General features: G+C 36.3%; 20 protein-coding genes. 2 read left to right on the top strand and 18 right to left on the bottom strand.

Going from position 1 to position 22,334, the window contains the following annotated elements; genetic code table 11:
- Window positions 1-19 precede the first annotated feature (19 nt).
- The 7 genes from OK18_RS11750 to OK18_RS11720 all read right to left on the bottom strand — a co-directional run bounded on the left by OK18_RS11750 (window position 20) and on the right by OK18_RS11720 (window position 8,252).
- Window positions 20-1,042 carry a soluble NSF attachment family protein gene (locus OK18_RS11750; RefSeq protein ID WP_228377596.1) on the bottom strand — a complete coding sequence of 341 codons (1,023 nt, stop codon included), beginning with the start codon at window positions 1,040-1,042 and terminating at the stop codon, window positions 20-22.
- Window positions 1,032-2,726, bottom strand: a complete 1,695-nt coding sequence (locus tag OK18_RS11745) for a hypothetical protein (RefSeq protein WP_053328108.1) — start codon at window positions 2,724-2,726, stop codon at window positions 1,032-1,034. Before OK18_RS11745 ends, OK18_RS11750 begins: the two co-directional genes overlap by 11 nt.
- Complete coding sequence (locus tag OK18_RS11740) at window positions 2,716-5,094, bottom strand: hypothetical protein (RefSeq protein ID WP_053328107.1); 2,379 nt, start codon at window positions 5,092-5,094, stop codon at window positions 2,716-2,718. The genes OK18_RS11745 and OK18_RS11740 overlap by 11 nt, the downstream gene beginning before the upstream one ends.
- Window positions 5,085-5,828, bottom strand: a complete 744-nt coding sequence (locus OK18_RS11735) for a hypothetical protein (protein ID WP_053328106.1) — start codon at window positions 5,826-5,828, stop codon at window positions 5,085-5,087. The genes OK18_RS11740 and OK18_RS11735 overlap by 10 nt, the downstream gene beginning before the upstream one ends.
- Window positions 5,801-6,934 carry an AAA family ATPase gene (locus OK18_RS11730; RefSeq protein ID WP_050022077.1) on the bottom strand — a complete coding sequence of 378 codons (1,134 nt, stop codon included), beginning with the start codon at window positions 6,932-6,934 and terminating at the stop codon, window positions 5,801-5,803. The genes OK18_RS11735 and OK18_RS11730 overlap by 28 nt, the downstream gene beginning before the upstream one ends.
- Entirely contained in the window at window positions 6,931-7,581 is a 651-nt protein-coding gene (locus tag OK18_RS11725; protein WP_228377595.1) for a hypothetical protein, read from the bottom strand. The genes OK18_RS11730 and OK18_RS11725 overlap by 4 nt, the downstream gene beginning before the upstream one ends.
- 281 nt (window positions 7,582-7,862) lie before the next feature.
- Window positions 7,863-8,252 carry a VOC family protein gene (locus OK18_RS11720; protein ID WP_050022076.1) on the bottom strand — a complete coding sequence of 130 codons (390 nt, stop codon included), beginning with the start codon at window positions 8,250-8,252 and terminating at the stop codon, window positions 7,863-7,865.
- A 273-nt stretch (window positions 8,253-8,525) separates the two neighbouring features.
- On the opposite strand from OK18_RS11720, the gene deoD reads away from it, so the two are divergent.
- On the top strand, window positions 8,526-9,236 hold the full coding sequence (gene deoD / locus OK18_RS11715; RefSeq protein WP_053328105.1) for a purine-nucleoside phosphorylase: 711 nt from the start codon (window positions 8,526-8,528) through the stop codon (window positions 9,234-9,236).
- Window positions 9,237-9,295: 59 nt separating this feature from the next.
- Here the strand turns inward: deoD and OK18_RS11710 are convergent, their stop codons facing one another.
- The 3 genes from OK18_RS11710 to OK18_RS11700 form a co-directional block, all read right to left on the bottom strand.
- Window positions 9,296-10,081, bottom strand: coding sequence for a TatD family hydrolase (locus OK18_RS11710; RefSeq protein ID WP_053328104.1), 786 nt, complete (start codon window positions 10,079-10,081; stop codon window positions 9,296-9,298).
- An 82-nt stretch (window positions 10,082-10,163) separates the two neighbouring features.
- On the bottom strand, window positions 10,164-10,814 hold the full coding sequence (locus OK18_RS11705) for a hypothetical protein (protein WP_050022074.1): 651 nt from the start codon (window positions 10,812-10,814) through the stop codon (window positions 10,164-10,166).
- 1 nt (window position 10,815) lies between these two features.
- Entirely contained in the window at window positions 10,816-11,529 is a 714-nt protein-coding gene (locus OK18_RS11700; RefSeq protein WP_053328103.1) for a DUF434 domain-containing protein, read from the bottom strand.
- Between the two features lie 182 nt (window positions 11,530-11,711).
- Here OK18_RS11700 and OK18_RS20910 point away from each other — a divergent pair, with 182 nt between their 5' ends.
- The gene (locus OK18_RS20910) at window positions 11,712-12,551 is read left to right on the top strand and encodes a DUF4822 domain-containing protein (protein ID WP_082129182.1); all 840 of its coding nucleotides are present in this window, start codon (window positions 11,712-11,714) and stop codon (window positions 12,549-12,551) included.
- A gap of 80 nt (window positions 12,552-12,631) precedes the next feature.
- On the opposite strand, the gene OK18_RS11690 is transcribed toward OK18_RS20910, so the two are convergent.
- The 8 genes from OK18_RS11690 to OK18_RS11655 all read right to left on the bottom strand — a co-directional run bounded on the left by OK18_RS11690 (window position 12,632) and on the right by OK18_RS11655 (window position 22,166).
- Entirely contained in the window at window positions 12,632-13,681 is a 1,050-nt protein-coding gene (locus tag OK18_RS11690; protein WP_053328102.1) for an MBL fold metallo-hydrolase, read from the bottom strand.
- 11 nt (window positions 13,682-13,692) lie between these two features.
- Complete coding sequence (locus tag OK18_RS11685) at window positions 13,693-15,273, bottom strand: Na+/H+ antiporter (protein WP_050022130.1); 1,581 nt, start codon at window positions 15,271-15,273, stop codon at window positions 13,693-13,695.
- A gap of 95 nt (window positions 15,274-15,368) precedes the next feature.
- Window positions 15,369-15,575, bottom strand: a complete 207-nt coding sequence (locus OK18_RS21215) for a hypothetical protein (protein WP_156173273.1) — start codon at window positions 15,573-15,575, stop codon at window positions 15,369-15,371.
- 207 nt (window positions 15,576-15,782) lie between these two features.
- A complete protein-coding gene (locus OK18_RS11675; RefSeq protein ID WP_053328100.1) occupies window positions 15,783-16,484 on the bottom strand; it encodes a hypothetical protein in 702 nt (233 codons plus the stop codon).
- Window positions 16,485-16,603: 119 nt separating this feature from the next.
- Window positions 16,604-17,368, bottom strand: a complete 765-nt coding sequence (map, locus tag OK18_RS11670; RefSeq protein ID WP_050022068.1) for a type I methionyl aminopeptidase — start codon at window positions 17,366-17,368, stop codon at window positions 16,604-16,606.
- A gap of 519 nt (window positions 17,369-17,887) precedes the next feature.
- Window positions 17,888-19,816: a PEP/pyruvate-binding domain-containing protein gene (locus OK18_RS11665; RefSeq protein WP_053328099.1), complete on the bottom strand. Its 1,929-nt coding sequence runs from the start codon at window positions 19,814-19,816 to the stop codon at window positions 17,888-17,890.
- 710 nt (window positions 19,817-20,526) lie between these two features.
- Window positions 20,527-21,024, bottom strand: coding sequence for a DUF4411 family protein (locus OK18_RS11660; RefSeq protein WP_053328098.1), 498 nt, complete (start codon window positions 21,022-21,024; stop codon window positions 20,527-20,529).
- Complete coding sequence (locus tag OK18_RS11655; RefSeq protein WP_053328097.1) at window positions 21,021-22,166, bottom strand: ImmA/IrrE family metallo-endopeptidase; 1,146 nt, start codon at window positions 22,164-22,166, stop codon at window positions 21,021-21,023. The genes OK18_RS11660 and OK18_RS11655 overlap by 4 nt, the downstream gene beginning before the upstream one ends.
- Window positions 22,167-22,334: the final 168 nt, after the last annotated feature.

Genomic DNA, 22,334 nt, shown 5'->3' with positions numbered 1-22,334 from the left:
TTATGTTTATGTTGCCATTTTAATTTCTAAACATTTTATTCCGGCTGGTTTTAAACCTGGAAATATCTTTCAGGATTACCTCATCATCGGGGTTAAAATGTTTGAGTTCATTTACAATTTCTGAACGCGTCCCTACTTTTTCTGCAATGATTTCATAGGCAATGCTGCGGGTAGTTGATTGTAGTTTCGGATCTCTTTTAAATTCATATTTCATTGCATCCAGATAGATCATTTTTTTATATGAAGGCGTTTCTTTGTACAAATTACGGATTTCAGCTTCCAGCTTTTCAATTTCAAAGATGTTGGCGAAGTAGTTGTTCAGACAATTAAATGCATCTCTATCTTCCTGCCATCCCTTAAGTAATACCTTCTGGGCTTCATCCGCTTTCTCCATTTTTTTACGGTAAACCAGGGAAGCCTTCACCATCTGGTAATTGCTGATATAATCGTTGGCTACCATCTGATAATAGGTATGGGCATTAGTAAGGTCATTGATTTCTTTATAAAGATCTCCCACCTTTTCTTTTTGTTCCATTTCCTTATAAAGTTCTATCGCTTTTTTATATTGTTTAGCTTTTTCATAACAGACCGCAGCATCAGATTTATTTTTAAGTTTTTTAAGATAAATGACAGCAGCTTCATTATAAAATCCTCCTTCTTCAAGTGTTTTTGCTCCCCTGTAATAATCCTGTAACAGGTTTATATATACCCTGGCCGCTTTTTTATAATCCTTTTCAGCAATATATTTTTCGGCAAGTTCTTCATATTTGCTCCGGATTCTGTCAAATAAAGAAGTTTCAAGATAAAAATTCCCTCCTGAAGCAGCCTTTCTTTTCGCATTCCGTTCGTTTTGTTCTTTATCTTTTAAAGAAGCAATCACCATAAGAATAATGAAAGCAATGATTAAGAAAAGGACCAATGTGCCTACAACACTCCAGAAACTCTCATGAAAAAGCTGTGCAACAATCCCGATGATTTTAAACATAGCCAGCAATACAAAGGCTGCCATGAATTTGTCTATAAATTTCTGTTTATTCATCATCTTCGGAATTTAAAATAGTTTTATCTTCCCTGAACAGGCGGTATAGAAGCAGCATGACACTAATAACAAGCACCCACACAAACCAATTGTAGCCAAACATTTTTACCAGCGGATAAAATAAATATACCAGCATAGCTACAAGGATCCCGGTCAAAAGCAGTTTTATCCAGACCGGAACATTATCACCTCCCAGATTAAGGGGTTTTCGTTTAAAAATAAAAGAATAAAGTCCCACTCCGGCTATCATGAGTATAACAAGGTATAGAACATCTGATAGAGGAGCCTCTTTTTCCTGCAGCCCATTTCCTGCATCAATTCCTTTCACTTTTGAGTTTCTGGCCTGTGACCGGGAAAGGTCAGAAAAATCTATTGTTCCATAAAGTCTTCCCAAAGAATCCTCCATAAGAGCCTTTTTCTTCTTTAAAAGATATTTTACCACTTCCCCGTTGACAGGTTTTCCTTTGGTATATTGCTTCAGGGAATCGGAGATTCTTCGTTTTAAACTTTCTGTTTTTCCTTCAACATGCTTTTTAATTCTTTTGGTATAAATTGTTTTAAGAGAATCGCGGGTTTGCTGTTCTTTGCTGCTGAGTTTTTCAATATCGCGACCTATCTCATTCACACTCCGGCCTCCGGATTTCTTATATTTTTCTTTTTCATTGCTATCTCTGGCTTCCACCATTCCCGCCTTCAGAAGTTCATTGGATAAAGCTTTTCGCCTATCAAAATACATTGAGTCTATTTTCTGGTCAATTTCAGAGATTCCGGATTGAAAAGCGATCATATCTGACGGGGCTTTCACAGCATTATCTACAATAGTACCAGAAGAGGCTCCCGTTTCTTCTACAGGTTTATTTTTTTCTGATGGTAATACAATTCTTAAAAGAATAGCCACTACAATCACAGCCCAGAAAACCCTGCGGAAATTCCTGGATTCTTTGCTCTCCGGTTTGCCGTCAGGATTTTTCCCAAACAGTCCCTCTAACCAGGTAAATTTGCCAAATCCATCTCCTCTTGATGTCCCCATAATATCCAGCGGAACGCCCAGTTCAATCGCCCTCTCAGGATATTTTTCAATATATTTTAAATATTTCTCAATTTCTTTTTTATTCCCTGCCATTACTTTTTTCAGGTCAAACGGCAGGTTTTTCATCCATTCTTCTTCGGTCTGCCTCTTCTGTAGTGCTTCCAGAATTTTCTCATCATCCATTTCAACTGTATAGCTTTCTATCTTTCTGGGGATCCTGACTCCGTTCAATGGTTTTCTTACTGTTTCATTGATGTTTCCGGGATCTTTGATAAGTGATAGCCAATCTACCTGCTCAGATAATTTCACCAATCCAAATTCAGGATGCATGACCAGAAAAGGCACATCAAGCTGATACCAGTCTTCGGCATTAATTTTAGGATAAAATATTGTATTTTCAGGAATGAAAAGCCGGTTGTCTATACATTGAAAATAAGCATTCCGCCCTATTTCCTGCGGTGCATGATCATTAAAAATAAGAAAGCATCCATAGAGTATATTGGGGATATTGGCAGGAACAGCGTATGATTTTACCTGGTGTAAATCAATTCCAAGGGTTTCCATTTCCTGAAGCCATACAAGGGGTGAAGAGCCTTTAATCAAAAGCGCTTTTTTAGGATAATTATTTTTAGGAAAAGGTTGTATTCTAAGCTCCATAATCCAAAATCTGCCCGATAAATGCTTTTAAAAACCGTGAATACATCTCATCCATGGTTTTCACTTTCAATAAGGTATGTTCAGGAAGATAATATTCTGAACCGCCAAATTCTGTGGAAGTAGACAAGCAAAGGAATCCATAGGCTGTAGAAGGGATATAAAATTCTTCTATGCTTTTGTTACTACTCCTGAATGTCAGCATTCCCCTTGAATCTGTAATAATTTCGCTTCCATCAGGGAAGGTAAATTTATTTTTGTTCTGTTCTGCAAAGATTTTCATCCCGGCTCTGTTTTTGTAAAAATTAAGGGCATTTTCATATATATTGCTCAATTCGTTTCCGGAAATGACCAGGTTATGATTCTCATTAATCCCGATTTTATTAAAATTATTGATTATCTTCAGCCCACTTTTATGCAGTTTGGCTACTTCCGCTTCAGCCTTGGCATTATTTTTTTCAATTTCCGGATCTTTATCGGCTATTGTTTCTACAGCGATGTTTCCTTCTATATTAATTTTGTACAATATAGGATTTTCGGGGTCATGCAGATAAAAGCTTTTTCCAAAATAAATCAAATCATAAGAAGCCGGAATATTCAGTCCTGTAACATTTTGTTCAAAATACTCTTTTGTATTGATGTTCAGTTTTGAAATGAGTTTCTTATCAGGCTGATACTGGCACACAATAAAATGCTGCTGCCTGTTTTTTGCCAGGGCAAACCGTCCTTTTGGCTTTATTGAGATCTCTTCAAATAACACTTCACATCCATGATAGGTTTTATAATAATCGTAAGAATGCCGGTCGTAATAATTATCTGAGAGATAGGTTTTTAGGAGCTGTTTTTTTGAACTCAAAATAAAAAACTCTCCTTCGTACAGAAACTGGTCTATTTTATTAACGGGAACCGGGAACAAAATCGGATAATTTTGTGGAAGATCTGTTTTCTTTCCGTTATAAATCTCCGGCTTCAGCTTTTGTTTCGGCGGATTTGCCCATAATTCCTGAAGGGGTAATTTGATTTTCTGGATATGTTTTCTTGCTCCTTTATGATGTTTATAGAAATTAATTTCCCCATCTGATGTGGTGGTTACCAGAAATTTAAGCCGGTCCCGGTTCTGATGAATGACTTTTTGAACCTTCTCATCAACAATATTTTCCTGATGGGTGATAAAGAAGATTTCCAGATCTTTTTCAGGATGGTCTTCATTAAAAAATTTTTCCAGAGCTTCGGAAACCTCAAGCACGGGACTCACCTGGTTGAGATTTTCAATAACCTCTTGTACCCTGTTGAGAGAAACCGGAAGGGCTGCTTGTCCCAATGCAAATACTTTACATTCAGAATGGGCTTTTGGGTGTTTAATAACTGCTATAGCAGAGGCGAAAGCCAACACTTTCGGTGTACCCCAGTTCCTAAGGGACGTATCAATCAGAATAATTCTTTCAAATAGGTTCTCTTCCGGCGGGATTTCCCTTTGGATATAAAGGGCCTCATTATTAGCCACACGATTTATGAATACCTCATCTTCATTGGCAAACTCGGAGAGCAGCATCCTGTTAAAATCGCCTTTGTTAGTCATATCCGAAATTCCACCAATGGGCTGTTCTCCCGGAGAAAGGTGACGCATGGGAATTTTAAGTCCGCTCCAGATTCTCTTGATAAGACTTCCTACCTGAAATGTTTTAGGCTCTTCTGTCAGTTCCCTGATAAAATCCTGGTCTGGATTTGCTGTTGTTTCTTCCTGTATCAGCTCATCGTTCAGTTCAGGTTCTTCAACAAGACCTTTCATCGCATCGATAATAGATTGAACTGTAGGAAATTTTTCGTTAAGATCCAACGCATTCAGGTCTCTGTTTAGTATAGTGGGGCCGGCATGTTGCTTTTCCGCACAAACAGCCAGTTCCTGTGGTCTTTTATAATAAATTCTCAAATAATTTTCAGCATTGACCGAAGATAGTCTGTTGTGCACATTTTTAAAAAGCGTCTGCAACAGGATAATCCTGTTTTGCTTTTGTTTATAGACCGGGGGAAGCTGTTTTATTTTTTCAAGAAATTCAATTTCTTTTTCAGCATTAAACTCAAAATTTCCAATGGTATATAAATCAGAAGTTTTCCTCAGGGGACCGGCAAAGTCCGTATACCCTTCCTGCATTGCATATAAAACCATCAGCAGTGCACCAAACGGAGGCCATCCCTGTGGCTGAAGCTCCTTCAGGACCTCCATCACATAGGGTCTGTAGGCAATAGCTCCTACTCCCGGTATGGATAGGAGGTTATTCTCATGGTATCCGGAATCTCCGGGAACGTCTTCATCGGTTTTCCATTCCCAGAAGTAATTTTCGTAGGCTTGAAAATACGTCTTTAGTTCCATTCTTTTGATTTTTCCGTAAGGCGGAAAGAGCTTAAGGACAATGGACGGAGATCAGTATTCTTTATTGAAAGAAATTCTCCTTCCTCATTCCATAAAAGCCATCCGTTTGATTCTTTGTTAAATTTCTGCTGCAAGAATAGGCTCAGATTCTTAAATTCAAAATCAAAGCCGGCGGGCAGGAGATGTCCGTCTTTCATCCAGTATGCTTTTCCCGGGAAGCTTAATAATGGTGTCCCTATAAACAAAGCTTTATCACCAACAACGGCCCATTGTATGTTTTCAAATTTGAACCCCGGTACTGCAGCCATATTTTCTTTAATTCCGACAATGCTGCTTAGCAATGCAATTACCGGTTGTTCTTCCGCACTTTGTTTTATATTAACCGTGATCTTTTCACTGATTCCGAAATAGTTTTGATTGGAAGCAGGGAAAGTCAGCTGCAATGCCTTGTCTATCGGCGTCCACAGCAATGCTGTTCTCATTTTTTTACTGGGAACCAATGCGCCTTTCCTGAATAAGAGCCCATTGCGAAGCTCGTACAGTAAAAAACCGGGCAACTGATGCATCTCCGGAGCCTCAGTCTGCTCATCTGTAAATCCTTTAAGCCAAAGAGTATCCTCATCCACCGCAAGGAGGATATTTTTCCAATCTCTTATTGAGCCCAAAAATTCTTCATCAGTACGAGGAATTTCGGCCCAGAATTCTTTTATATGCTTTGAAGGATTTTCTGCCATAAATTTTCAATTTCCTGCTGAATATATTGTTTCTGTTCCGGGTTTCTGATCCAGTCGCAACGGGTCTGAAGGTATCTCAATTTATCTTTAATTACATTTTGTTCCTCAAAACTCAGCGTCCCTTCGTTCCATTTATCCGCGAGAATCTTTACATCTTTCATTACTTCCTCAGGATTGGGTGTTTTGTTTTGCATGGCTTGTGGATGGGATTGAGGATGGTCATCTTTTTCTATAGTCCTGTTGATGATTCCTTCCAGAATTTCAATTTGTTCTTCGGTATCCCAGATATGCTTCAACACCCAAAGGTCAGAGAGAACGGCTTCATTTCTTCCACAGATCAATGCACTTGCAGCAATTAAATTCTGCAGTTTCACCGCTCTACGGTCTGAGATACTGATTCCCGTGTTTCTCAGGTTCATAATCGTATTGAGATAGACTTCGTAAATTGGTCTGAGATCAATTGTTTTGCATATAGTCTGAAGCTCTTTAATCTCATTGGCATGAATTTCCGGAACTTCGGTTGGTTCTTCATTTTCCAGCTTTCTTCCGGCTAAAAGTACCTGCTGCAGAAGCTCGGGATTCACATAGTCTACATTGATTCTAATCAGAAAACGGTCAAACAAAGCGTTCAATGCTTCATCTTCGGGAAGAACGTTACTTGCTCCTACGAACATTAATGCCGGCAGATGTTTTGTTTCTTTTCCTCTTTTAAAAATTTTCTCATTAAGAGCCATCAGAAGTGAGTTCAGAATGGCAGAATTGGCGTTAAAGATTTCATCCAGAAACACCAGGGAAGCTTCGGGCATCATTCCTTCCGTATTGGTTAAAAGCTCTCCTTCTTTAAGTTTCCGGATATCGAAAGGACCGAAAATTTCATTGGGCTCGGTGAAACGGGTCAATAAATATTCAAAGTTTTTACCGTCTTTAATGGTCTTTGACAGGGTTCTTACAATAGCCGATTTTGCAGTTCCCGGTGGTCCGTATAAAAAAGCATTTTCTCTTGCCAAAAGACAGATTCCCAGCAGGTCTACTACATCATTTTTACCTACGAAAGTATCTTTTACGTAGCTAAGGGCTGCATTAAGTTTAATGATATTCTGAGTCATTGGTGGTCTTCAGTTGTTATTTTTAATTCTCTCCAGAATGCTTCTTTATGCATTCCGAATTCTGCAATAAGCAATTTATTAATGAACGGGATTTCCGCCAGTTTGTAATCTTTTTTTTCAACGATTCTTTCCAGATATAACTTCCGGTATGTTTTATCTTCCAGTTCTTTTTCCCAATTTACATATTTTAAATCAAGATCATACCCGACTCCGGAATAATGAAAGACTGTCAGAATATCTTCCAGCATTTTAATTAAACTATCTTCCGGATCTATTGCATTCAAAGCCAGTATAATCTGAGGTAAAAACCTTAAGGATAAGTCTGCGGATATGATGGAAGTAACTCCTCTTGTTCCTTTAAATTCCGGAATAAGTTTTTCAAGATTCTTTTCAGTATTGTCCCGGATCAGATAGAGCTGGGCACTATGATATACAATCTTTGCTGCCCAGACCGCTGTTTTTGGATCACAGGTTATCCGGTCAGACAAAAATTCCAGCCTTTCTTTTTCAAATTCTGCTTCGAAATATTCTTCCGCTTCCATTTCCTCTTTTTCAGAAATCTCCTGCAAGCTTGAGAAAAGGGTAATACATTCATTCTTTCTGAGCAAAAAAATGGTGTCTAAAAATGGTGATCCGGATTTCATCATCTAACAAAAATAAAATTATTTCGTTGAGAATAAAATTTTTAGGAGGAGATTGATGTTAAATTATACTGTGGGTGTAAAAATTTGATTTGTAAGGCTGTGAATGCGTTAATTTATATGAGAAGGCTTCGTTAAAATTGAAAACCGCAAAGGCACGAGTCTTTACTTCAGCATGTTTTAATACGCCAGGATTTTTGTCGCAGATAAAATTGATGAATGTATATAAGGCTACAATACGCGATTTTGGCGTTTTTATTATGATAGTTTGAGCATGATAAGAGTTTTCAGGCAACGATTTCAATGATGTTGCTTTCCGGGTCCAGGATCACACTTTCGTAGTAACCATCTCCTGTAATACGCGGTTCACCGGCTATAGTGTAGCCATCTTTTCTTAAAGTTTCCGTAAGTTCATCCACTTTCTCCTTACTTTCAGCAGAAAATGCCAGATGGATGAATCCAAACTGCTGTGACCCGTAAGTGTTTTCGTTTTCTTTAATATCCGGCCTGGTCATGATTTCAAGCCGGCACCCATTATCAAAACGTAAGAAATAGGATTGAAAATTTTTGACAGGATTATGATATTTTTCATTGGAGACAGCTCCAAAATACTTCTCATAAAATGCTCTGATTTTTTCAAGGTCTTTAACCCAGATAGCAATATGTTCTATTCTCATTTTATATTTTTAATGGATTGAATGCTGCAAAAATAAGCGGCTCTTCATCACTATACTTGCTCAGTATTATTCGATTATTGTTCTCTATTTACATTCTGCAATTTCAGCAAACAAAATATGGTATTTTCAAAATACATACGTTGCTATCCCATTTAAGATACTTATTGATACCATTTTATGCATTATGCCAATTTGAAATCACCCGTAGCTTTACTTCCTCTAATGATAAAGACAATCTAAAAGTTATTATCTTTGTCCATTCAAAATAACATTATGAGTATTCACATCAGTGCAAAAAAAGGAGAAATTGCCAAAGTAGTATTACAGCCGGGGGATCCGCTTCGAGCACAGTATATTGCAGAAAACTATTTAGAAAATGCGAAACTGGTAAGCAAGACCAGAGGTATATTTTATTATACAGGTCTTTACAAGGGTAAAGAAATCACTGTAGGAGCCAGTGGAATGGGTTTCCCAAGTATTGGGATCTATTCTTTTGAGCTATTTACAGAATATGAGGTAGATACCATCATCAGGATCGGAACCTGTGGTGCCTATAACACTGATCTTAAACTTTTTGATATTTTAAATATTGAGAATGCAGCGAGCGAAAGTACCTATGCTAAATATGCATGGGGAATTGAAGATGAAATTATTTCCCACCAGGGGAATATCTTTAATACCATCAATGAGACCTCTAAAGAATTATCATTGAATGCTAAAGCGATTAATATTCATAGTAGTGATATTTTCTACAGAAAAGATCCTGCTATTCCAGCTATTGCTACCCAATACAACTGCCCGGCAGTAGAAATGGAAGCTTTTGGATTGTTTGCAAATGCACAGCACTTAGGAAAAAATGCTGCAACCATTCTTACGGTTACAGACATTATCCCGACACATGAAAAAATTTCTGCTGATGAAAGAGAAACAGCCTTGAATCCTATGATGAAACTGGCTTTGGAATCGGCAATTAAAAGTTTATAAAAAAAACATTGCAGTATTGTAATAAAAAAGAGCTGTACTTATTTAGGTAGAGCTCTTTTTTATAGCCTGAAAAAATTTCTGGCGGTTTCTGTGGTTTCATCTGCTACTTCGGAAATGCTGATTTTTTTCAGATGTGCAATGGTCTGTGCTACATAAGGTAAAAAAGAGGGTTCATTGCGTCTGTTCTGAATTCTGGGCATATTTTTCGGTAGCAAGAATGGAGCATCTGTTTCAATCATTATTCTATCCAAAAGGACATACCGTATCACCTCTTCCAGGTGTTTAAATCTCTTTTCATCACTGATTGCTCCGGTAAATCCTAAATAATATCCTTTATCCAGATAAATTTTTGCTTCTCCCAATGTCCCGGTAAAACAATGTACTACAGCCTCAGGCAACTCTGAAAGATACGTATCCGTTATCTCATTAAATCTTCTGAATGCCGATCTTTCGTGGAGAAAAAGAGGTTTATTAACTTCTATTGCCAGTTCCAGCTGAGCTTTATAGCATTTTTCCTGTACAGGCCTTGGTGAGAAATCACGATCGAAATCCAGCCCGCACTCTCCTACTGAAATTACCTGATCCTGTCTCAGTAATTTTTTGAGTTCACTGATGCTCTCCTGATTAAAAGATTTAGCATCATGAGGATGAATTCCTGCTGTTGAAAATAGAATATCAGGATATTCTTCTGCTATTCCGGCAGCTTCTTTACTTCCTTTCACACTTGTTCCTGTGAGAATCATCTGTTCAACACCATGACCCAGGGCACGGTTGATAATTTCGTCATGTTCTTTATGGAACTGTTTATTGGTCAGATTAATGCCAATATCAATGTATGTATTCATTTGTTAATGTTTTGCGGGCATCAAAATTAGATTCATAGTACGCAATCTTTTTGCACAGTTAAGAAAGAGATGTGGATATACTTTATTCATTAATAAATGGCTCCAGAAATCCTATCAGCTTTGTACCTCCGTGTCCCCAACGTATTCCATGACCTTCTTTTTCCCTTACTTCAAAAACAAGTCCGTGTTTGTAATGGAAAAATACATTCCACCAGGTTGTATGAGCCAGGATATAATGAACCTTTGCCATTACATTTTGCTGTTTCTGCTGATTATTTCCTTTGATTTCTCCCCAGAAACCATCATCCATTCTTCCGGTGTGTTTTTCCCAGGCTCTCTGGGCAATAGTGATTTCATTATTGAAAGGTTCCTCACAGGCTTTAACCAATATATTTTTAAGCGGCGGAACTGCACGTTCATCCCGGATGCTTGCTGAAGTCAGTCTTTGTCCCAGTGCTATAAGCCAGTCTTCAAAAGGAATTTCTTCTAAAAGTTGGGCTTTTACCTCATCAGTAGTGTTGGTTTCCAATACAGTAATGAATTTTTCAAAGCTTTCTTTTCTGTTTACTCTTAATTCTTCATTAAAATAAGGCAGATTCCATTCCAGGGTGTTTACCTGAAATTTACGGATATTCTGTTCTATGTTTTTTAGATATTCATTATTCAGGATAGCCTGGTATTTTTCTTTCCAGGAATCTGAAATCAGAGGAATATATTTTTCAATCTCATTCATTTTACAGCATTCTGATTAGATTCACAGAAAGGTTTTCCTCTTCGATCAGGTATCCGATGAGGTTAAACCATTTTTTACAATGATCCAGAATCCAGGCATCGGAGGAAATGATTATTTCAGAGCTTTCTGCCAGGAATTTATCCGGATTATATTGTAATTCTGCTTCCCAGTTAAGATTATTTTCTACCGCAAAATCAAGAATGAGCTGTTTGATTCTTCCACTGTTGGAAACCGGCTGGTCAAAGATCCACACCAGCTTCTTAAGCTGATTTTTTCTGAAAAATAAGGCCACAGCATCCATTGCACTCATTGTCTGGTTTACTCTTTTATATGTTCCATGAACGCCGGACAAATCACGGAAACAGCCGTCTGCTCCTTCGAAAATATAAGCTCCGGAAAATAAGCTTTCCAGCAAAATCAAAACATTGAACCCATCAAGATACACGTTCTTTTCTTTCAGGTCTGCAGCTTCTAACCGTTTTAGTTTCCGGTTCTTAATCTGCATTTCTGATGCTGAAGCTCCTCTTAAAGCCTGTATCTGGCGCGATTTAAATCTATACCGGTTTCCTGCCAGCTCAGCTGAAGCTTTTTCAGGATACCCTCTCGTGAGCAGGTATTGCATATCCTGAACAGCAGATTTTAGTTTACTGATTTGCTTTTCGGAAGCAAATAAAGTGTCATCTCCTGTATTTTTTCCACGGTTTCTGTTATTCATATCCAAAAATAGAGTTTTTGGAAAAGGTACAAAAGCTGGAAGAGACTTTGGGTAACCGGATGTCAATATTATTTTAACGGTGTCATTTCCTATTTGTTATATTTTCGACAACAAAAGAGATATTTTATACAACGTTATACTATTTATTAAGGATAAGTTTGCAAAGACTTAAAAATCCATGTATGAATACACTGAAAAAATTATCTTATTTATTGGCAGCGGCATTTCTGTCTGCATCTTTCGTAGCATGTTCTGATCATGATGACGAGATTACTGTAGAACAGCAAACTCCTTCACAGGTTTTGTCTTCTACTCCATGGGAAACTACGGGAGCTAAAGATAAAAATGGAAATAATGTGGCGTTAACGGATGCCAGTGTTGCCGGATATGTTGGTTTTGCTTACTTCAGGACAAACGGAAATTTTGCCATCTACAACCTGAATGATGTTTTGAGATCAATGGGAACATGGTCTGTAGATGCCCAGGGAAAAACAAGAACCATTGCGTCATTAAACCCGGACGGAACGACTATCTTTACCCGCGATGTTGAGATTCTGGTTTTAAATAAAAATGAATTCACCTACAGAATTCGTCCTAATGCCAATGATCAGACTATCTATTATGATATCATCCATACAAGAACTTCTCACGCTGAGCCAAGCAACGGACAGCTTACTTTGGCTTCTACCCCATGGGAAACTACAGGGGCTAAAGATAAAGACGGGAACAACGTAGCGCTAGATAATAATAGTGTGGCTGGTTATGTAGGATATTCTTATTTTAAGGCTAACGGAACCTTCAAAATTTTCGGACTGAACGATGTTTTGAGATCTGAAGGAACATGGTCCATATCGCCGGACGGAAAAAAGAGAACCATTACAACAGCAACTTTCACCCGTGTAGTGGATATTCTGGTGCTTAACGAAACGACATTCACTTACAGAATTACACCTGATGCTAGCAATCCTGCTGTATTTTACGACATCATTCATACTAAGGTAAACCATAAGGAGCCTCAGTAATCTAATTTTTTGATAATAAGGAGAAACCTGTCCTGATGGGCGGGTTTTATTTTTATACAACACCGGAGCCTACTATTTTCTTACCTATATTCTTCCCACCAATTTAACCATGTAGTATCGTCCAGGCGGTTCAGATCAACTTTCTCTCCGATTTTTGGAAGTGTGATTTTAATATTGTTTTCTCCGGCATATCTGGCAGCCAGTTCCAGGGGCTCATACCATACATGCTGCGCAAGTTTGAATTTTGAATGATGTACCGGAATAAAGTTTTTGGCCTTAAGCTCCTGTAATTCTGTCATAAGCTGTTCCGGTAAAGTATGAATATAAGGCCACTTTTCATTATACTGTCCGTTTTCCATAACAGCAAGATCAAAAGGACCGTACTTGTTTCCAATTTCTACAAAATGGTTTCCATATCCGCTGTCACCTCCTAAAAACAGGTTTTTTGTGGGAGTTTTTAAAACAAAGGAAGTCCAGAGTGAGATGTTACGGTTCAGCAATCTGCCGGAAAAATGCCGTGCCGGTGTAAGGGTGATTCTGAAATCCTCTGCAAGATCTATACTTTCCCACCAGTTTTTTTCAATGATTTTGTCAAAATCCCAACCCCAGTATTCAAAATGCTGGCCGGTACCTAAGCCACAGATAACTTTACCGACCTTATCTTTTATTTCCTGAACGGTTTTATAATCAAGATGATCCCAGTGGTCATGTGAAATAAGCAGAAAATCTATATCCGGCATATGTTCCGGCTTATAGTAATCGGCTCCCTGGAAAGCTTTTACGGAACCCGGCATCGGGGAAGCGTTCCCACTGAAAACGGGATCTATCAGGAATTTTTTGCCATCTGCCTGTATAAAATACGAGCTGTGCCCGAACCAAACCAAAACATTTTCGTCAGGCTGAAGGTTTTTCAGATCTGTTATTACAAACGGAAGTGCCTTTTTAGGTGATGTATTTTCCACCTTACACAGGGTATGAAGCAGTACTTTTGTCATACTTTCTCCTTCCAATAGAGGAGGTGTTGTCAATATATTCTGAAATCTCCCGTTCAGATAATTGGGAAGTGTATTAAAATATTCTTTTCTTTTTTCATCGGGAAACTGCCCGAACTGTTTTTTTAAATTTTTCATTCCATTTATTTTTACATTCTGAGCCTTTCTTCTTCAAGGTCCAGTCTTGTTAAATAATGTCTTATGTATTCTTCATCAATATTCGGGTTGCGTCTGTTTTCTTCCCGGAGCCAGATCCGTTGTTGTTCAAGGGTTTCGAAATAGATTTCTTTAGCCTCATCTGAAAGCTTGTGCACAGAGTTTTCTTTATCTTCCTGTTCCCACCGGTCCATCAGCCTGTTGAAATATTCATTTTCATTTCGCCTATCTTTGTAATTTTCATTCAGGTATTTCAAGGCTATGCGGCGCATTTCCTTCCGCAGAAAATATTCCGATTCTTCTTCAGACATATATCCTCCATTGGTATCGGATAGATTGAGTTTCCTGATCAGTGCCGGTAATGTGAGTCCCTGAATAATCAGAGTAGCAAGAATCACAATAAAAGTGATAAAGAGAATAAAATCCCGATGTGGGAATGGCTGTCCGTTTTCCATCACAACAGGAATGGATAATGCTGCAGCTAAGGAAACCACCCCACGCATTCCGGTCCAACTCATCAGTACCGGTGCTTTCATCCCCGGATCCCTGTCTGCCACGTTAATAAAATTCCGCATAATCAGAGTGATAAGAACAGCTCCGAAGGAAGCCAGGAAACGGACTATGACCAGCACTGCGGTTACCAACAACCCATAGCCTACCGCTTCAGATAAGCCGATTCCCTCTTTATCCAATCCTATCATAATTTCCGGCAGATCTAATCCGATCAGCAAAAATACAATTCCATTGATCAGAAATACAAAGCTTTCCCAGACATTAGAGCCTCTTAACCTCGATTCTGAGGTGCGGAAAATTTCATGTCTCCTTACGGAAAGAAATAAACCTCCGCTTACAACTGCCAGCACTCCGGAAGCATGAACTTCTTCTGCCGCAATATACATAACATAAGGCGCTACCAGACTGAGAATGGCATCCATATTGACATCTGTAGGAAATATTTTTTCAATTTTCAGGAAAATATAAGCCAACATCACGCCTATTCCCAGCCCGCCGAATACCATCCAGCCAAAGCTCAAAGCTGCTTCCTGCCATACAAACTGCCCTGTAGCTACGGCCACCATTGCAAATCTGAAAATAATCAGTGAGGAAGCATCATTGAATAAACTTTCCCCCTCCAAGACAGTAGAAACATTTTTAGGAACTTTTACGAATTTTAAAATAGCTCCTGCACTTACTGCATCCGGTGGTGATACTATTCCTCCTAATACAAAGCCTAATGCAAGTGAAAATCCGGGAATGTATGAATTGGCAACAAATGCTACCGATATTGCCGTAAGAAATACCACAATGAAAGCAAAACTGGTAATGATTCTCCTTAGCTTCCATATTTCCTTCCAGGATACGGCAAAGGCAGCTTCATATAAAAGCGGAGGCAGAAAAATAATGAATATCAGCTCGGGGTCAATTTTAATAACCGGCAGTCCGGGGATAAAACTGATCAGCAGCCCTGCAATAACCAATATAATAGGATACGCTACTTTTAAACGATTGGCCAGCATAATAGCCCCAATAATGACCAGAACCAATCCCAGGTAATAAATAAAGTTTTCCACCATCTGTTTTTTCAATTAATTTTAAACCAAATTAAAAATTTTTTGAGAAATATTCTTCTTTATCTCAGGAAAGCGAAGATATTTACAGTTTATTTTTATCAGGTTTTTACTATAGCCAACATGAGCATCAAGCATACGAATAAGAAGATGCCCGCCATAACCGCATATTGGAGGATATGTTTCATATACCTTTTCACATCCAATGTAAACTTTTCCGGATGTATAGAGAGTTCTTCAAATACAAAAGGGTCTATTTTCAAATCCGGCCTGAAGTACGCAATTCCTTCAATAAATTTCGCTCTCAAAGCCCTTCTATTTTTTGTGTAATAGGAAAAGCCCGGATCTGTTTCATTAAATAGAACCTTGGTAGTATCACTATCTATAAACATCAAAATAATACAAATAAAAAATAGCAGCAGCATTACACAGGAGCTCTTTGCTACAAAATTGAAAATAAGACATGGCCATTAATCGGGTGTTCAATACCTTCAAATGAAGAATCTGATACATCCTTACATTCTCAGCAGCAATACATTTTCCAATACGAAAATATAATCGGAATACTGCTCATTCTTATTCTTATTCATATCCGTGAAGTTCTTTTTAATAAAAAACACCCACATCAGAGCTACTATTAAGCCGTAGAAAAACAATAACTTAACGGCTGACATTAACGCTTCAAAATTTTCATCAGAAAGGTCAGATTTACTATACAATCCCATGAAAAAACCTAGAAAAAGGGTTATGAAATTTTTTCCAAAAAAGCTTATAATGTTTTGAATGTCTATAAATATTTCACTTTTGTCAGTTTTGATTTTTTCCTTCGCCATATTGATTCTTTTTACAATAACATCATCGCTGGTATCCTTATAAAGTTTGGCCACTTCCCTGATTCTCATTCCATCATGCACAGGAACTTTCCATTTATAAAATGACGTAGAGAAAGGTAAATTATTCTTCTTTAATTCTCTCTTAGCTTGTTTGGTTTGTACAAGGATGATATAATAAAATAAGATTAAAAAGCCGGGTATTGCCAACAGAATTCCCCATATCCAGCAATTAAAATACAGTAAAATACAGCCTGCTATAGCAAAAACGAAGGGAATTAATAATAGCTGATCTTTTTTTCTCGGTGAAAATGTTTCTTTAAGAAATAATTTTTCAAATGTACAGGTTTGTCTGAAGTCATTAAAATCTTCATCAAAAGTTTTCATAAATGTGTTTTTTGAGGTTAGCTTTTTAAATTTAATACAATTAATGTAAATAAAAAAACACTTACAAAAATGTAAATGTTTTTGTCAATTGTAGATTGTTAAGCCGACACAATATATTATCAATTCAATATACCATTCATTTCTGTTAAGATAACAGGTTTTCCGTCTGTTACAACAATGGTATGTTCGTGCTGGGCCATGTAGCCACCTTTATTTCCTACCATAGTCCAGCCGTCTTTAAGCTCTACTGCCAGATTTGAGGATGTTGAAATAAATGTTTCAATGGCTACAACGGAATTCTTTTTAAAGCGTCTTGTATCAAAGCGGTTTTTATAATTCAGCAACTCATCAGGTTCTTCGTGCAGACTTCTTCCTACTCCATGGCCACCAAGATTCTTAATCACTTTATAGCCTCTTTTTTTTGCCTCATTTTCCATTAAGAAACCGATATCCGCTATTTTTACACCACCTCTGATGTTACTGATTGCTTTTTCCAGGATTTCCTTTGAAGCATCTACCAGTTTTTGGTGTTGATTGATGTCTTTTCCAATTACAAAAGAACCTCCATTGTCTGCCCAATATCCATCGAGCTCGGCTGATACATCTATATTGATCAGATCTCCTTCTTTCAGAATCCTGTTATCCGTAGGAATACCATGACAGAATTCGTTATCTACACTAATGCAGGTCCACCCGGGAAATCCATAGGTCAGATAGGGTGCTGATTTCGCTCCGAAATCAGCGAGTATTTTTCCACCATATTCGTCAAGCTCTTTCGTTGTCATACCCGGACGGGCATATTGAGTCATTTCCCTCAAAGTATAAGCAACTGCTTCACTTATTTTTTGCATTCCGGCTAATTCAGATTCGTTGGTGATAGACATCGTATTGTTTTTTATGGATTTAAAATTCTTAAATATCAACTGTATAACAAAGTTACGGAAATACTGAATAAGTATATTTCAAAAATGCCTTGTGGACTTGCTAATACACCGAAAGCCAAAGAAAGTGCCTTTTTAGACCTCTGCTTTGTGAAATATTAAAGTGATATAATAAAGAAGTATACGCTTCTTGTCTCAAAAAAGATAGTAGCTTTATTTTTACTGATCAGTCTTCACCCTAAATCCAATAAATACTCTTGATGTTCAAATTGCAGCATTTCTTTTTAGTTCATTATCTCTGTTTTCAAACATTACTATTTGAATTATAAAATAGAGAATAATTATTTGTCACTTCACAAAAAATATAAATATCTTTTGATAAGTAATTAGAAATAGTTTCACAAAATATAAATAATGGCTTTACTTTATCTGCTTCTATGCCATATTGAATTGGATAGGGTTCCGTCTTACAAGCATTACCCATTTTTTCAATCGCTGCTCTGACTCTATGAATTCAGGGGTCTATTCATAAGAAATATGGCCATCCGCCCACATGATAATTTCATCCCCATCTTGGAGAATCTTAGTCGAATTTGATGTTCCGACAATACAAGGAATATTATATTCTCTTGATAGTATACAAACGTGTGACAATATCCCTCCTTCATCTGTAATGATCCCTTTGCATTTTCTGAACAGGGCTACCATATTAGGTTGCGTCATTTCCGTGACAATTATTTTATCAATGTAATCCTGAGGATCCACTATTGATTTATAATTAATTACCTTCACAATACCATGAACATTTCTGTTTAGAGATGGTATTCCAAAAAGGATGCTGTTTAATAATGGTGTGGGTGAATAGTTACTCTCAAATGATTTACCAAAGTAAATGCGCGGTGTCATTTGTTTATTTTTCTTTCTTTTCATTAACACACCGAGGTTCCTTTTATTTTTCTCTGCCTGTGACAGCTTAATATTGTTTTTGATTAATGCCACGATGTCATCAGTAAGGTAATATTGATATAAATCACTCTGAGATACATTGTAGTTTTCATAAATCCACTCCATTAGTTCCAACATGTAAAAATAAACTCCAGCCCAACCTTTCTTTACATTCATTCTTTCAATTGACAATTTTTTTAAAAAAATTAAATCACTATCCAGATTCAATTGAAAATTATCCTTCTTATTCTTATTCTTATTCTTATCCTTTATTTTATACTGTCCTCTCACTCCTTCTATCATTTCTTTTTTAGTTTTGTAGTTAATAGCAAGGTAAGGGTATTTATTTATGTGGTTAAGTATACTGCAATCACTATTGTCATTTAAAGATGAAAAGTCTTCTTGCTCACGAAACATTAAGTCATCGTTACCAGCTGATAACAGTTCTGCAATTTCATTATGAGACCACCTTAATAACAACTTCCTTTCAATGATATCAGTTACAATAGGTTCTGAACGCATATAATACCGGATATATTTGCAGTAATGTGATGATAGCAGTTTGAAATAATCAATAGCAGTATCTTTTGAAAATGATTTTGGACGTTCAATACATTCAATGGGATCAATATCATCATATTGTTTAGAAAGTACTTTCATTGAATATTTTAATGCTGAAATGTGGTCATTCAACCCAATGTAGCAATCAAACGCTCCGCTTGAATCTCTGCTATAAATAATTTCCCTATGAAGATAAAGTTCACTACTCTCATTTTCCTCATCTTCACATCTTGTTTTAAAAGCCTGCTCCATTGCCCAAAGTGGTTCGTGTGTTGACCATGCATATCGAAAAGAATCAGATGGGATCACAGTTATAGCTCTGCACTGTAATATCCATACTTTTTCGTCATGGTCTATACACCACTCAATATCCACTGGCTCTTTAAAAATCATCTCAAGACGAATTATGTATTCATACAATGTTAAAGGGATGTCTCCATTATCTTCGTAAGATTTCTTTTTTAAGGAAACCGTTTTGGGGATGATGCTTCCAGACACTATATTCTCGCATCGTCCTTTGTTATATTCAATGTAAATATCATTGTCTCCATTAACTGGATTTATTGAAAAAGCCACTCCAGACATCTTTGGATCAATCTGCTTTTGTACAATCACGGGGATATTTTTACTTTTTCTAGAATATTCTCTTACTGCCTGAAGAGATATCCCTATTTCAGCAGAAGAAACATCTAGCAATGTTTTATAAATACCTGCTGCTGATTTCTTTTCTCCATCTTCTTTATCAGAGCTTGACCTAACTGAAGCTTTTCCATGAGATATAAATTTATCATACAATTTTATAAGTTTTTTATCTGAAAGATTTTCAGCACTATTAACGACAAATCCTGGTGGAACAGCAATTCCCGCCTTAGCGACTTTCATTAAATTAAATGCTTTATTTCCTACTAAAGATTTAGTTGTTGCCTTATACAGATCAATTGCCATATTTATTGTTGATGATTATTTTAATAAATCTAAGTCAAATATAGAAAATTAATCACCATTAAGGGATTTTTTATGTTGAATTATCAGAATTTAGCTTTAGACTTTTCTGTTTTCTCTATTCCCAAGGGCTTACAACTTTTGCATCAGAACCAAAATCCAATTTTGTATTTCTACAATTTCCTGTAACTTTCTAACTTTGTATTATCAGAGAATTTAAAATATCACCATCCAGGAACTGCTTTAATGATTTTTCCCAAAAGACTGTCCCCTCTCTGAGCAATCTACATCAACTAAACGTAAAGTAATTGAAGTATTGTTTTTATCCTGTGAAGCCTTCAAGAGTAATATAAAAATCATCATAAATGTTAGCGGAATTGTTTTGAAGGTTCAGTCAATCCAGCAAAGCTTTTGCGGAGAAGTTTAAGCGTATATTTCAGCGTTGTGATTTTTGGAAATAAAAAAGCCCCATACATAGGGGCTTGTCGAGTTTTTGTAGTGGTCCCACCTGGGCCCGAATATTTTTTATTTTTCCCTTTATTTATTGATATTTCAAGCAATTGTATTTACAAAGGGGAAATTATAGGGGAAATATTTTCTTTAAACCATGTAAATAATAAATTTAAACTTTAATGAATACCTATATTAAAACTATGGAAAACTATAAACGCTACATCTTTACTAATGTTGTATATTAAATAACATTAGATTAATTAAAATGTATCACCTAATTCTCTCATCATTTGAATTGGAGTTGTAAACTCAACTCCAAAATGATTACAAGGCTCTGGAATTTTTATTTTTCTTTTAGCGTATGGATCACTATTCTCATAAGTAACAATTTTACAATTATTCTTCAATGCATAAGCTATTAGCCATGGATCAGCTAAATCAGTTTGTAAAAACTCATCTTTCGCATTTTGGGTATATTGTGTATTTGCGTTAGCCCAAATAGCTATTTGAGAATATGCATCAACACAAGAACTCGTATCAACAAAAAATGTATCATGAATATCATTCATACACCAATTTGATAAATTATCTGGATTTGAAATTTCACATATCTCCTTCTTTACTTTATCAATACTTAGAATAAAATTGTTTTCAGATAAATTTATTAGTTTACTCCAAAATGATGGAAACACATCAAATGGATAATGCATTCGATGAGCCTGAATTAAAATGTTACTATCTAATAAATATTTTTTCACTTATACAAATATTCGTTTACAAATCTATTATAGGTATCCCCTTTCAAACTAGTCAATTTATATGCATCTCTATATAAGAGTTTATTCTGCTTCAAAGCATATTCTACAAACGAAGCAAATCTCAAACTCACTCTTTTTTTAGCAGTAGCATAAAAGTTTCCTCCATCTGAATCTTTTAATTTTTCTCTGTAATTTCTAAACTCCTGCATTTGTATATTATAGAAATCTAAAAAATCTTTTCTTGAAATTAGCTTTAAATCCAATGCCCTCCTAGCAATAACTATTTGACTAACTTTAAATCTATTACTTAAAGATCTTAAATCTTTATTCTTATGCCAAAATACTTTAAAAATAGTTTCTGGGACTAAAAATTCTGCTGCAATTTTATCACACAAAATCTCTAGTGGATGATCAGCAGGTAGAAGGTTTTGATTATCAAATCCAGCACTTTCTCCCAACCAAACATGAGCTAATTCATGTATCAAAGTAAACATCTGTGCCGATTTTGCGTCAGCAGAATTAATGAATAAAAACGGTGCTTTTCTATCTACCAAAACGAAACCTCTACATTCTTTTACAGCAAGAGGTCTATGAGTATTTAAACCAACAATACCATTAAATGTTACGATAATTCCTAACTCTTCGATTTTATTTGTTAGAAATTCTAAACAATCTTCCCAGTTCTTATGATACGATGCCCAATCATCAGCTAGTCCTAAAGTACTTTTTATGTCATGAACAATTTCTCTATAATCATCATGTACATTAAATTTGCCAACAAAATCTAAATCAGGAAGCTCTAAATCATCTAAATATTCTGTTAGCCAATTTTGCCTTTCTTGGATTATTTGAACAGTATGAAAAACATTTAAACTTATAGTATTATCACCTCCTTCATTTAGTGTCCTAAAAAAAGGTAATGGAACTGTTTCTTCAGGAGGATTAGGTAAAAACATATAACCAAAAGGAACATGCACTTTATGAGTAAATTTTTCGAGTTGTTTAACAGTAGGATATTTCTCTCCTTCGATCCACATTCTGACTTCCGGATTTTTTATGAAAAATTCATCTAAGCTATTACCATTTCTCATAATAGCCCATTCAATTATCTCGCTGTTAATATTTTCTACTCTCGTACTCATTTTGACAAATATATACAATCTTTTAAATCAGTGGGTATTTATTTTCTATAATTATATTTGTTTTTACCATAATTTACAATATAAGTTGTATAATTGCAATGGTTTATTAATCATGTTATCATCAGACATCTGAAATGGCTGAGAGATGACACAGCTAAAGTTGTCATA

The sequence above is a fragment of the Chryseobacterium gallinarum genome (genome assembly GCF_001021975.1).
Classification (GTDB): domain Bacteria; phylum Bacteroidota; class Bacteroidia; order Flavobacteriales; family Weeksellaceae; genus Chryseobacterium; species Chryseobacterium gallinarum.
This window is presented reverse-complemented; position numbering and strand designations above follow the sequence as displayed.